Source organism: Embleya sp. NPDC005575 (assembly GCF_040605455.1).
Classification (GTDB): Bacteria; Actinomycetota; Actinomycetes; order Streptomycetales; family Streptomycetaceae; genus Embleya.
Window position 1 is genome coordinate 35615 of record NZ_JBEXCV010000025.1, and the last position, 12623, is coordinate 48237.

The 12623-nt window shown below is 71.7% G+C and carries 13 protein-coding genes; 11 read left to right on the forward strand and 2 right to left on the reverse strand.

Annotated elements, in window-relative coordinates:
- Positions 1-36 precede the first annotated feature (36 nt).
- Both ABZS54_RS11600 and ABZS54_RS11605 read left to right on the forward strand, forming a co-directional pair.
- Positions 37-840, forward strand: a complete 804-nt coding sequence (locus ABZS54_RS11600) for an IclR family transcriptional regulator (protein ID WP_355533661.1) — start codon at positions 37-39, stop codon at positions 838-840.
- 154 nt (positions 841-994) lie between these two features.
- Positions 995-1774 (forward strand): SDR family oxidoreductase, encoded by a 780-nt coding sequence (locus ABZS54_RS11605; protein ID WP_355533663.1) that lies wholly within the window; start codon positions 995-997, stop codon positions 1772-1774.
- Between the two features lie 174 nt (positions 1775-1948).
- Here the strand turns inward: ABZS54_RS11605 and ABZS54_RS11610 are convergent, their stop codons facing one another.
- Positions 1949-2122, reverse strand: a complete 174-nt coding sequence (locus tag ABZS54_RS11610) for a hypothetical protein (RefSeq protein WP_355533665.1) — start codon at positions 2120-2122, stop codon at positions 1949-1951.
- A 138-nt stretch (positions 2123-2260) separates the two neighbouring features.
- Here ABZS54_RS11610 and ABZS54_RS11615 point away from each other — a divergent pair, with 138 nt between their 5' ends.
- The 9 genes from ABZS54_RS11615 to ABZS54_RS11655 all read left to right on the forward strand — a co-directional run bounded on the left by ABZS54_RS11615 (position 2261) and on the right by ABZS54_RS11655 (position 11767).
- On the forward strand, positions 2261-3301 hold the full coding sequence (locus tag ABZS54_RS11615) for a glycerophosphodiester phosphodiesterase family protein (RefSeq protein ID WP_355533667.1): 1041 nt from the start codon (positions 2261-2263) through the stop codon (positions 3299-3301).
- A 149-nt stretch (positions 3302-3450) separates the two neighbouring features.
- Complete coding sequence (locus tag ABZS54_RS11620; protein ID WP_355533669.1) at positions 3451-4596, forward strand: FAD-binding oxidoreductase; 1146 nt, start codon at positions 3451-3453, stop codon at positions 4594-4596.
- Entirely contained in the window at positions 4593-4880 is a 288-nt protein-coding gene (locus ABZS54_RS11625) for a (2Fe-2S)-binding protein (RefSeq protein WP_355533671.1), read from the forward strand. The genes ABZS54_RS11620 and ABZS54_RS11625 overlap by 4 nt, the downstream gene beginning before the upstream one ends.
- Positions 4877-6190 (forward strand): FAD-dependent oxidoreductase, encoded by a 1314-nt coding sequence (locus ABZS54_RS11630; RefSeq protein WP_355533673.1) that lies wholly within the window; start codon positions 4877-4879, stop codon positions 6188-6190. The genes ABZS54_RS11625 and ABZS54_RS11630 overlap by 4 nt, the downstream gene beginning before the upstream one ends.
- Positions 6187-7122, forward strand: coding sequence for a dihydrodipicolinate synthase family protein (locus ABZS54_RS11635; protein WP_355533675.1), 936 nt, complete (start codon positions 6187-6189; stop codon positions 7120-7122). The genes ABZS54_RS11630 and ABZS54_RS11635 overlap by 4 nt, the downstream gene beginning before the upstream one ends.
- A complete protein-coding gene (locus ABZS54_RS11640) occupies positions 7122-8123 on the forward strand; it encodes a proline racemase family protein (RefSeq protein WP_355533677.1) in 1002 nt (333 codons plus the stop codon). Before ABZS54_RS11635 ends, ABZS54_RS11640 begins: the two co-directional genes overlap by 1 nt.
- A gap of 136 nt (positions 8124-8259) precedes the next feature.
- Positions 8260-8946, forward strand: a complete 687-nt coding sequence (locus tag ABZS54_RS11645) for a GntR family transcriptional regulator (protein WP_355533679.1) — start codon at positions 8260-8262, stop codon at positions 8944-8946.
- 303 nt (positions 8947-9249) lie between these two features.
- A complete protein-coding gene (locus ABZS54_RS11650) occupies positions 9250-10434 on the forward strand; it encodes an alpha-hydroxy-acid oxidizing protein (RefSeq protein ID WP_355533681.1) in 1185 nt (394 codons plus the stop codon).
- A 154-nt stretch (positions 10435-10588) separates the two neighbouring features.
- Positions 10589-11767, forward strand: a complete 1179-nt coding sequence (locus ABZS54_RS11655) for a low temperature requirement protein A (protein ID WP_355533718.1) — start codon at positions 10589-10591, stop codon at positions 11765-11767.
- Between the two features lie 92 nt (positions 11768-11859).
- On the opposite strand, the gene ABZS54_RS11660 is transcribed toward ABZS54_RS11655, so the two are convergent.
- Positions 11860-12366 (reverse strand): Lrp/AsnC family transcriptional regulator, encoded by a 507-nt coding sequence (locus tag ABZS54_RS11660; protein ID WP_020551189.1) that lies wholly within the window; start codon positions 12364-12366, stop codon positions 11860-11862.
- Between the last annotated feature and the right edge of the window lie 257 nt (positions 12367-12623).

Consider the following 12623-nt stretch of genomic DNA (forward strand, 5'->3'; position numbering starts at 1 on the left):
CAACTTGTTGAAATGTTCTCGACGGAGGATCATGCCGTGGCCGCAGTCAGCTCGGGTAGCAACGGCACGACCGGTGGCGTCCAGTCTCTGGAACGCGCGTTCGACCTCCTCGAACTGCTCGCCGACGCGGGCGGCGTGCTGACGCTCAGCGAACTCGCCGCGCGTTCAGGATTGCCCATGCCCACCATCCACCGCCTGGTACGCACGCTCGTGTCGCTGGGCTATCTGCGCCAGGACGCCTCCCGCCGCTACACCCTCGGCCCGAGGCTGATCCGGCTGGGCGAAACCGCGGGCCGGCTGCTGGGCAGTTGGGCCCGGCCGTACCTGGCCGAACTGATGGAGAGCACCGGCGAGACCGCCAATCTCGCGGTGCTCGAAGCGGGCGAGGTGGTCTATGTCGGCCAGGTGCCCAGCCGGCACTCGATGCGGATGTTCACCGAGGTCGGCCGGCGCGTGCAGCCGCACTGCACCGCGGTGGGCAAGGTCCTGCTCGCCCAACTGCCCGAGGCGGACGCCGCGCGCGTGCTCGGCGGTCGACCGCTGGCCTCGCACACCGAGCACACGGTCACCGATCCGGCCGAACTGCTCGCCCAGTTCCCGCGAATCAGGGCGCAGGGCTATGCGATCGACGATCAGGAGCAGGAACTGGGCGTGCGCTGCGTCGCGGTCGTGGTGCCGGGAGCGCCCACCGCGACCGCGCTGTCCGTGTCCGGACCCGATGGCCGGATCCGGGCGATGGAGGAGCACTGGATGACCACCAGGATGCAGGAGATCGCGACCCGCCTCGGCGCGCACCTCGGCGGCACCGAGCCGGACCCGGAACCGGTGCCCACGAACTGACGGCCCGCGCCGCTCGGGCGCGGGCGGCGCCGACCGCGAGCCCCGGGCGCCGGGTTCGGCTACCCGACCGGATATCCGCGGCGCCGGCGAGCGCGCGCGTCATGTCCATCGCCGGCCACTCGCCGTCGTGCGCTCGGTTACTACGCTGGGCGACATGACGACCTCACTGATCACCGGCGCCACCTCGGGCCTCGGCGCCGCGTTCGCCCGACGGCTGGCCCACGAAGGGCACGCCCTCGTCCTGGTCGCGCGCGACCGGGAACGATTGGCCGAATCGGCTCGCGACCTGCGCGAGGAACACGGCGTGTCGGTGGAGGTGCTGGCCGCGGACCTGTCCCTGGACGAGGGAATCGCGGCGGTCGAGGCCCGCCTCGCCGATCGGGCCGCGCCGGTGGACGTGTTGGTCAACAACGCCGGCTTCGGCAACCGGGGCGGTTTCCTGGACGCGTCCACGGCCGACGAGGTGCGGATGCTCAAGGTGCACTGCGAGGCGGTACTGCGGCTGACCGCCGCCGCGAGCGCGGCGATGCGCGAGCGCGGCCGCGGCTGGGTGGTCAACGTGGCGTCGGTCGCGGCCTTCCTGCCGCGCGGCACCTACGGCGCGAGCAAGGCGTGGGTGGTCGGCTTCACCGAGGGCACTGCCCGCGAACTCGCGGGCAGCGGCGTGCGGTTGATGGCGCTGTGTCCGGGCTTCGTACGCACCGAGTTCCACCTGCGGGCCGGGATGGGCACGTCCAACATCCCCAACTGGATGTGGCTGGACGCCGATCGGGTGGTCGCCGCCGCGATCCGCGACCTCGCGGTGGGCCGCACGGTCAGCGTGCCGGACCTGCGCTACAAGGCGGTGGTCGGGTTGGCCAAACTCGCCCCGCGCGGCCTGTTCGGCAGCGTGTCCACCAGGACCGGCCGGGTGTACGGGCCGACCCGCCCCTAGACCACGGGGTCGAGCACGCCACAGGCCCCGCCGACGCGAAGTCGACGGGGCCTGCGGGCGCGTACCGGGCGGGGCGGTGGGGTCGTCACGCCCCTCCCCCGGGCATCCGCGAGGTCCTGGGCCCGATCACCCGGGGGTTGAGCGCCCGGGGCGCCGGCCGAGGACGCCGGGCTGTCAGCGCCTCGGGCGGCCCTTGGGCCGGTCGCTCTTGCCGCGTCGGGCGGCCTTGGGGGAGTCGAGGCCATCCGTCGCCTCTGCTGCGGGTGCCGCTGCGGAATCTGCACGCTCGGCTTCGACGAACAGCGAGTTCTTGTTCTGCAGGTGGGGTTTCGACTTTTGCTTGGCCATGGCCGTTTCCTCCTACGGAGAACCGATGGTCGGTCGTCATCCACTCTCACACCGTTCATCACGCCCCGCATGTCGAGTACTACCCGCCGTGATGATCAAACGCGAATGTCAGCCCGAAATTGCTTCTACGATGCCTGGATGCTCCTTGACCCACCCGGGCGCTCACCTCGGCCCCGGGACCGATACCGCCGCGCCAAACGACGGATCGTCATCGGCTCCCTGACCGGCCTGGGCATCGCGTTCGGCTGCGTGCAATGCCTGCCGCCCGCTTATCTGCACCACGGCACGAAATCGTCCTTGACCGGCGGCAATCTCCCGGCTTCCAAACCGCCCCAGGCAGCCGCCGCACATCCGCCCTCGGAAACTCTCGACACCCTTCGGGGCGTCCCCGCAATCGACGGGCGCAGCTATATCCGCGCCCCCGGCGCCCGCCCCATGGTGTTCGGGCACCGCGGCGCGCCGAATCTGGCCCCGGAGAACACGCTGCCCTCGGACGAGGCCGCCCGCCGCTCGGGCGCGGACTGGATCGAGAACGACGTGCAGCCCAGCGTCGACGGCGTCCCGCACATCATGCACGACTCCACCGTGGATCGAACCACGAACGGCAAGGGCCGCCTTCGCGACCTGACGGCTGCTCATCTGGCCACGCTGGACGCCGGGAAGTGGTTCAAACCGTCCTTCGCCGGCACCCACGTGATGACCCTGCACGACCAACTCGCCGACCTGCGCACACACGGCGGCCGACTGCTCCTGGAGATCAAGACCCCGCACACCCGGGAGGAAATCTCCCGAATCGTCCAGGAGGTGCGCCTCGCCGGCATGTCCGGCCGGGTGTTCGTGCAGAGCTTCGACCCGGAGTCGCTGCGGATCACCCGCGATCTCGCCCCCGAACTGCCGCTCGGGCTGCTCCGGGATCGCCTCGACCCCGATCCGGTCGCATTGGCCAGAGAACTGCGCCTCGCCTCGTACAACCCGTCCTACCAGGGCCTGAGGCAACGCCCTCAACTGGTGGCCCAGTTGCACGCGGCCGGCATCGCGGTGCTGGCCTGGACGCCGGACGACCCCAAGGAGTGGGCCGCGCTCGACAACGCCGGGGTGGACGGAATCATCACGAACCGGACCGCCGATCTGGTCTCGTGGCTCACCACGCACCACGGAAAGGGCACCGGCAAGCCCTGATTCGACGCACCAAAGGCCCGCGTCCGGTCCGAGGAGACCCTTCCTCGACCGGCCGCGGGCCCTTTGTATCCAGGGGTCGGGCTCGCCTGTCCACGGACCGGCACCGGCAAACCCTTTACCTCGTAAGCGCAATGTGACATTTTACAGACGTGAGCGAACTCCGTCCCAGTGATGTCGTCGTCATCGGCGCGGGCGTCGTCGGCGCCGCGTGCGCCCACTACGCCGCGCGCGCCGGCCTGTCCGTCACCGTGCTCGATCGTGGTCCGGTCGCCGGCGGGACCACCGGAGCCGGCGAGGGAAACCTGCTGGTCTCCGACAAGCAGCCCGGGCCCGAGCTGGCACTGGCACTGCTCTCGCTTCGCCTGTGGGCCGAACTCGCCGAGAACGAACACGATTTCGAATACGAGCGCAAGGGCGGCCTGATCGTCGCCCGGACCGATGCCGAGGCGAGCGCGATGGCCGCCACCGCCGCCACGCAACGTGCCCGCGGGGTCACCGCCCATGCCGTCGACACCGCGGACCTGCCCTCCTACGAACCGCACCTGTCCCCGGACCTGGCCGGCGGTACGCATTATCCGCAGGACGCCCAGGTGCAACCGGCGCTGGCCGCTGCCGCGCTGCTGCGCTCGGGGGTGCGGCTGCACACCGGGGTCACCGTCACCGGCTTCCGGCGCGGGCGCGACGATCGAGTGCTCGGCGTACGCACCTCGCACGGCGAACTCGCCGCCGGCGCGGTGGTGAACGCGGCCGGCACCTGGTCCGGTGCGGTGGCCGCGCTCGCCGGCGTATCCCTGCCGATCCTCCCCCGCCGCGGTTTCGTGCTGGTCACCGAGCCGCTGCCGCCGATGGTGCGACACAAGGTGTATGCCGCGACCTACTCCGGGGACGTCGCCGGCGACGACGCGGACCTGGCCTCGTCGGCCGTGGTCGAGGGCACCCCGGCCGGCACCATCCTGATCGGCGCGAGCCGCGAACGGGTCGGCTTCGACCGCTCGTTCCCGATCCCGGTGCTGCGCCGACTGGCCGCGCAGGCGATCGAGCTGTTCCCGTTCCTGGCCGGCGTCTCGGTGCTGCGCGCCTATCGGGGGTTTCGGCCGTACTGCCCGGACCACCTGCCGGTGATCGGCCAGGATCCGCGCGTGCCCGGCCTGTGGCACGCATGCGGCCACGAGGGCGCCGGCGTGGGCCTGGCGCCCGCCACCGGACACCTCATCGCCCGGGGTCTGACCGGTAAGGACCCCGAGTTCGACCCCACCCCATTCGCCCCGACCCGCTTCGCGGAGGTGTCCTCGTGACCGGCGCATCCGAACCCACCCCGGTCCACCCACCCGGCACGGACCACTTCCGGATCGGCGTGGACGGCCGGCACATCCCCGTGGAGGCCGGGCAGACCGTCGGCGCCGCGATGCTCGCCGCCGGGATCCGGTCCTGGCGCACCACCCGGTTCGCCGCCAAGCCGCGCGGGTTGTTCTGCGGCATCGGGGTGTGCTTCGACTGTCTGGTCACGGTGAACGGCACCGAGTCCCTGCGGGCCTGCCTGGTCGCCGCCCGTCCCGACGACGAGGTGAGCACCACATGACCCACGACCTGGTCGTCGTCGGCGCCGGCCCCGCCGGCCTCACCGCAGCCGTCACCGCCGCCCGCTTCGGGCTGCGGGTCGCCGTCCTGGACGCCGGCTCCCGAGCGGGCGGCCAATACCATCGACACCGCGCCGGTCGGGCGCCGGCCTGGCCGCCGCTCGCCCACCTGCACACCGTCGAGCACCTCGCCGAACATCGCGTTTGGGCGGTCGAACGCGTGGCCGACGGATTTGCCGTACACGCCGTGGCCGGCGAGCGGGACGGCACCCCGGTGACCGTGACCGGTCGCAGGCTGCTCCTGGCCACCGGCGCCTACGACCGGCAACTGCCCTTCCCCGGCTGGGATCTGCCCGGCGTGCTCACCGCCGGCGGCGCGCAGGCGCTGATCAAGGGCAACGGTGTGGCGCCCGGTCGACGCGCGGTGGTGGCCGGCACCGGCCCGTTCCTGCTGCCGGTAGCCGTCGCACTGGCCGACGCGGGCGTCGAGGTGAGCGCGGTGCTGGAGGCGTCCCGGCCCACGCCGCGCGCCGCCGCACTCGCGCCGCACAGTCCCGCACGCGTGGTCGAGGCCGCCGGCTACGCGGTCGCCCTGGCCCGGCGGCGCATTCCGTACCTGACCGGCCGGGCCGTGATCGCCGCGCACGGCGACGACACCGGCCTGACCTCGGTCACCGTGGCCCGCCTCGACGCCGATTGGCGGCCCCGCCCCGGGACCTCCACCGAACTGGCCTGCGACACCCTGGCGGTCGGCTACGGGTTCACCCCGCAACTCGAACTGGCCGACCAACTCGGCTGCGCGACCACCCCGGACGGTTTCGTCGCGGTCGACGCCCGGCAGGCGACGGACATCCCGGGCCTGTCCGCCGCCGGCGAGAGCACCGGCATCGGCGGGGTCCATCTCGCCGCCGTCGAGGGCGAGTCGGCCGGGTACGCCATCGCCGGCCGGACGCCACCGCGTGCGCTGCTGCGTCGCCGGGCCGCACTCACCCGGTTCGCCGCCGGGTTGCGCGCGCTCTATCCGGTCCGGCCCGGGTGGTTGTCCTGGTCGGACCCCGACACCCTGATCTGCCGCTGCGAGGAGGTGCCTCGGGGCCGGATCGAGGACGCGGCCCGCCTCGGCGCCGACGACGTGCGCTCGGTCAAACTGCTCAGCCGCGCCGGAATGGGCTGGTGCCAGGGCCGAATGTGCGCCGAGGCCACCGCGTGCGTGTTGTCCGACGTGTTGGGCCGACCGGTCGCCGCGCCACCGCCCACCCGTCCGATCGGTGTGCCCATCCGTCTCGGAGACCTAGCCCAAGGAGCCTCATGAGCCCGCACCCTGCCTCCTCGTCCCCGGCCGACCCGGCCCGCCCCGCCGACCGGCAGCCTTGGCACGGCGTCGTGGTGGCCACCGCACTACCGCTGCGCGAGGACCTGTCCGTGGACTTCGACGCGTACGCCGAACACGTGCGATGGCTCGTGGATTCGGGCTGTGACGGGGTCTGCCCGAACGGCTCGCTCGGCGAGTACCAGTCACTCACGCCGCAGGAACGGGCCAAGGTGGTCAGTGTCGCGGTCGAAGCGGTGGGCGGGGACCGGGTGCTGCCCGGCGTCGCGGCGTACGGCGCGGCGGAGTCACTGCGCTGGACCGAGCAGGCCGCCGAAGCGGGTGCCCGGGCGGTAATGCTGCTACCGCCCAACAGCTACCGCGCGGACACCCGCACGGTGTTCGACCACTACCGCACGGTGGCCCGCGCCGGCCTGCCGATCGTCGCGTACAACAACCCCTTCGACACGAAGGTCGACCTGACCCCGCGACTGCTCGCGGACCTGTACGAGGAAGGTCTCGTGGTCGGCGTCAAGGAGTTCACCGGTGACGTGCGCCGGGCCTACGAGGTGGCCGAACTCGCGCCCGGGCTGGATGTGTTGATCGGCAGCGACGACGTCGCGCTGGAGTTCGGGCTGGCCGGCGCGGTCGGCTGGATCGCCGGCTACGCGAACGTCTTCCCGCGTGCGAGCGTCGAGTTGTACCGCGCGGCGACCGGCGGCGACGTACGCGCCGTGCTGCCGCTGTACCGATTGCTGCATCCGCTGCTTCGGCTGGATTCGCGCACCGAGTTCGTCCAGTCGATCAAGCTGTCGATGGACCTGGCCGGGCGCCGCGGCGGTCCGTCGCGCGCGCCGCGGCTCCCGCTGCTACCCGAACAGGAGGCATCGGTGCGCGAGTTCACCGAGAAGGCGCTCGCGGAGGGACTGGCCTGATGCGCTCACGACACGTCTTCCACGCGGTCGACTCGCACACCGAGGGCATGCCGACCCGGGTGATCACCGGCGGCGTCGGTGTGCTCCCCGGCGCCACGATGGCCGAGCGGCGGGTGCACTTCATGGCCCATCGGGACCACCTCCGCACGCTGTTGATGCACGAGCCGCGCGGGCACGGCGCGATGAGCGGCGCGATCCTGCAACCGCCGACCCGCCCGGACGCGGACTACGGCGTGCTGTTCATCGAGGTGTCGGGCTGCCTGCCGATGTGCGGGCACGGCACGATCGGGGTGGCCACCGTGCTGGTCGAGACCGGCATGGTCGAGGTGGTCGAACCGGTCACCACGATCCGGTTGGACACGCCCGCCGGGCTGGTGGTCGCCGAGGTCGAGGTGCACGAGGGCGCGGCGCGCTCGGTGACCCTGCGCAACGTGCCCTCGTACGCCCACACCCTGGACGCGACGGTGGACGTGCCGGGGCTCGGCGCGGTCGGCTACGACATGGCCTACGGCGGCAACTTCTACGCGATCCTGCCGATCGACAAGGTCGGCCTGCCCTTCGACCGAGCCGAGGCCGGACGCATCCTGGAAACCGGCCTGGCGATCATGGCGGCGATCAACGAGCAGGCCCGGCCGGTGCATCCGGAGGATCCCGCGATCGCCGGCTGCGCCCACGTGCAGTTCCTCGCGCCGGGCTCGGACGCCACGCTGTCGCGCAACGCGATGGCGATCCACCCGGGTTGGTTCGACCGCTCGCCGTGCGGCACCGGAACCAGCGCGCGGATGGCCCAGTTGGCCGCACGCGGCGAGTTGGCGGTCGGACAGCCGTTCGTCAACGAGTCGTTCATCGGGACCCGGTTCCACGGGCGGATCCTGGAGCAGGCCGAAGTGGGCGGGTATCCGGCCGTGGTCCCGCAGATCACCGGACGTGCCTGGATCACCGCCACCGCGCAATATCTGCTCGACCCCGAGGACCCCTTCCCAGCCGGGTTCCGCCTGTGAGGGCGACCGAAGACGGGTCGGCACCCGGGCACCCGACCGCCCGAAATTCGCTCACGCTCCGTGGTCGCCCGTACGCACGGTCGCGATCCTGCCCACAGGGTGACTGACCGTCAGTAGCATGGCGGGAGGAGGCACCATGGAGACGGGACACGGAGCGCTCGCGCTGCCGTCCTTCGACGATCGACCGATCCTGCGGGACCGGGTGGCACGAGAGCTGCGCGCGGCGTTGATCGCGGGCGAAATGCGGCCCGGCGTGGTCTATTCCGCGCCCGCGTTGGCCGCGCAGTTCGGCGTGTCACCGACGCCGGTCCGCGAGGCGATGCTCGACCTCGCCAACGAGGGGCTGGTCGAGGCCGTTCGCAACAAGGGATTTCGGGTCACCGAGCTCTCCGACCGCGAGTTGGACGAGTTCACCGAGGTCCGCGCGCTGATCGAGGTCCCGGTGGTGGCCCGCCTCGCGGGCGTGGTCACCCCGGCCCAACTGGCCGCACTGCGCCCGGTCGCCGAGGAGATCGTCGCGGCGGCGGAGGTGGGCGACCTGATCGGGTACGTGGAGGCGGATCGTCGTTTCCATCTGTCGTTGCTCGCGCTGGCGGGCAACGAACACCTGGTCCGGGTGGTCGGCGATCTACGCAAACGCTCACGCCTGTACGGCCTTTCCCGGCTCGCGCAGAACGGCCGCCTCGCCGCGTCCGCCGCCGAGCACCTCGAACTCCTGGATGCGCTCGCCACCGGCGATCCCGTCCAGGCCGAAGGTGTGATGGCCCGGCACATCGGCCACGTCCGCAACCTGTGGGCGGATCCCCCCGACCAGCCGAGCTGAAGCCGACACCGGCGGCTCCGGTCCGAGGGATTCGGGCCGGGGCCGGCAGTGCGACCGGCGTTCGGCGTTCGGCGTTCGTTCTGTGTCGTGTGACATTTCACCGGAGGAATGGGGTCCTTGTCTCGCTTCCCTACGGAGCAATGTCCGCCGTACGACCAGAGGGTTGTGTCGGCTCAGTGGTAACGGCGGCATACGAACAGGTCTGCCCCGCGTGGGAGCACCAACTCGTTCGGCCCTTCCGCGCGACCGGCGGGTGCGAAAAGGTCGGGGGTTCCGATTCCGCTCGGCGAAGGGTGTGCAGTCGTGGTCGATGGTGCCGACGTTGCCGCTCCCTACTCCGCGTTCCAGGACTCGATCTACCTCGACGGGCTGCTGACCGGGGAGACCCCCGCGTATCCCACGGACGCCACCGCCTTGGAGGTGGCCGCCGGCGAACGGCTCGATCCGGGTCCACGCGGCTACGTACTGGGCGGCGCGGGTGGCGGGGCGACGATGCGGGCCAACCGGGCGGCGTTCGAACGGCGCCGGATCGTTCCGCGCATGCTGCGCGATGTGGGTAGGCGCGATCTGTCCTGCTCCGTGCTGGGCACCGAGTCGCCCGCGCCGGTACTGCTCGGGCCGGTCGGTGTGCAATCCATCGTGCATCCCGAGGGCGAGTTGGCGACCGCGCGCGCCGCGGCCACCCTGGGGCTGCCCATGGTGTTGAGCACGGCGTCGTCCCATTCGCTGGAGGAGGTCGCCGCCGCGTCCGGTTCGGGTCCGCGCTGGTTCCAGCTCTACTGGCCGCGCGACGACGACGTGACGATCAGCCTGCTCGCCCGGGCCCGGGCCGCGGGGTACACCGCGCTCGTGGTCACCCTGGACACCTGCTTCCTGGGCTGGCGCCCCAACGACCTGGATCGGGCGTACCTGCCCTTCCTGCGCCAGGTCGGCATCGCGAACTATCTGAGCGATCCGGCCTTCCTGGCCGGGCTGAGCAAACCGATCGCGGAGGACCCGACGGCGGCGATCGCGCACTGGGCGGGGATGTTCTCCGATCCGACCAAGAGCTGGGGCGACCTGGCGTTCCTGCGCGAGAACTGGATCGGGCCGATCGTACTCAAGGGCATCCTGCATCCGGACGACGCACGCCGGGCCCGCGACGCCGGTCTGGACGGGATCGTGGTGAGCAACCACGGCGGGCGCCAACTCGACGGTGCCGTCGCCGCATTGGATGCGCTGCCGGCCGTGGTGGAGGCGGTGGGCGAGGACCTGACGGTGCTCTTCGACAGCGGCGTACGCACCGGGACGGACCTGCTCAAGGCGCTGGCCCTCGGCGCCCGGGCGGTCCTGGTGGGCCGGCCGTACGTCTACGGCCTGGCGCTGGGCGGCGAGGCCGGCGTCCGGCACGTACTGCGGTGTCTGCTGGCCGAGTTCGACCTTTCCATGGCCCTGTCCGGACACACTCGCCCGGACGAGTTGCGTACCTCGGTACTGACGTCGGACTGATCGGGGCGCGCGAAGGCCCTGACGACCGCTCGAAATTTTCCTATTTGCCGAGCTGGTTCCGATATTCTCCGCGCATGATCACGCCCATGACGAGAGGAAACGCCTCGTGAGCGACTCCGCGCGCCCTGTCGCTCCACACGCCATCCTGCGGCGGATGACCTCGCGCGACACCACCGAGGAGCATCGCGCGTCCACCCCGTTGGAGCTGTTCTTCGACCTGACCTTCGTGGTCGCGGTGGCCCAGGCCGGCAGCCGACTGGTGCACTCGCTGGCGGAGGGGCATCCCGGGCACGGGCTCACGGGCTACCTGCTCGTGTTCTTCGCGATCTGGTGGGCGTGGGTCAACTTCACCTGGTTCGCGTCCGCGTACGACTGCGACGACCCGCTGTACCGGGTCGCGACGCTCGTCCAGATCACCGGTGTCCTGGTGCTGGCCGCCGGGGTGCCGCGCGCCTTCGAGAACAGCGACTACGCGGTCGCCATCGTCGGCTACCTGATCATGCGTCTCGCGCTGACCTTCCAGTGGCTGCGGGCGGCCCACGACGAGACCGACGCCGCGGCCCGGCGCACCGCGCGGCGCTACGCGGCCGGGCTGGTGCTGGTGCAACTCGGCTGGGTGGTGCTGCTGCTCCTGCCGGACGCCGCCTGGACAGCGGGGTTCCTGCTACTGGTGGTTGCCGAACTCGCGGTACCGGCGATCGCCGAACGCGACCACCCCACGACCTGGCACCCGCGTCACATCGCCGAGCGGTACGGGCTGTTCACCATCATCATGCTGGGCGAGAGCGTCTCCGCCGCGACCGTCGCGATCCAGACCGCGCTCGACGACGAGGCCGCGCTGGACGAACTGCTGCCGATCGCCGCAGGTGGGCTGCTGATCGTGTTCGCGGCCTACTGGATCTACTTCGCGGTGCCGATCCACGACTACCTGGCATCCAACCGTCAAGCCTTCCTGTGGGGATACGGCCACTACGTGGTCTTCGGCTCGGCGGCGGCGATCGGCGCGGGCCTGGAGGTCGCCGTCGAACAGGCCGTGGGCGAGGCGCACATCTCCCGGACGGCCGCGTCGGCGAGCGTGACGATCCCCGCGGCGCTGTTCCTGCTGAGCACGTTTGTGCTGCATTCCCGGCACCACAAAGTCGGCCCGGCCCAGAGGGCGACACTGCCGACCGCCGGTGTGTTGATCCTGCTGTGCACGTTCCTGGGCGCGGCCGCGGTGCCGGTGGCGGGTGCGGTGGCGGCGCTGACGGTCGCGGTGGGCACGGTGTTGTCGGCCCGGCAGGGCGAGGGGGATGTGCGACAAAGCCGTCGGCGGGCGATCGCGGGCGGGTGAGGGCCGCTCGGGCGTCGGTTGGGGGGTGTCGGTGTCGGGCGGGCGCCGGGGGTCGCGGGGGCGAGACCGGGCAGAGCGTGAGGCTTGTTGCGCTAACCCGCCGTCAGGCGCCGGGCCGGGCCCTGGGGCTCGGGTGGGAGCAGGGGGCCGCCCTGCCATTGCTGAAATATCAGCATGGTGTGCACCTGGGTCACCTCGGTGCGCGCCGTGAAGCCGTCCACCACGAGCCGCTGCAGCCCGGTCGCGTCGGCGACCGCGACATGCACGAGGAAGTCGTCGGGTCCGGCCAGGTGGTAGAGCGCACGGGTCTCCGGCAGCTTGAGCACGTGCCCCACGAACGGGTTGAGCACGACGCGGTGGTGCGGCCGCACCCGAACCGCGAGCATCGCCTGCAGCGGTCGGCCCAGCGCGGCCGCGTCGACCTCGACTGTCGCCCCCTTGACCACCCCGGCCGAGCGCAGCCGGGCGACCCGATCCAGGCAGGTCGAGGGCGCGATCCCGACTTCCGCGGCGAGCGCCTTGTTGCTGATCCGGGCATCGTTCTGGAGGGCCCGGAGGATTCCGAGATCGATCGGATCGAGGGCGATGGATTGGCTCATCGGGCGATGATAGTTCGGCGAGTGGGCGGATTCTCCGGGGATCGGCGGAGCATGGCGGGCATGGATGACCTCCGAGTGGATCTTGACGGGCGTGCCGGGTCTACCGCCATGGGTGGCGTGGGTGGCGTGGGTGGCGTGGGTGGTTCGGCCGGTGAGGGCGGCGTGAGCAGTGTGGCCGGCTTCAGCAGTGTCGGTGTCGTGGGGGGCGCGAGCGGTTCCGGCGGCTCGGGTGGCTTGGATGGCTCGGGTGGTCCGAG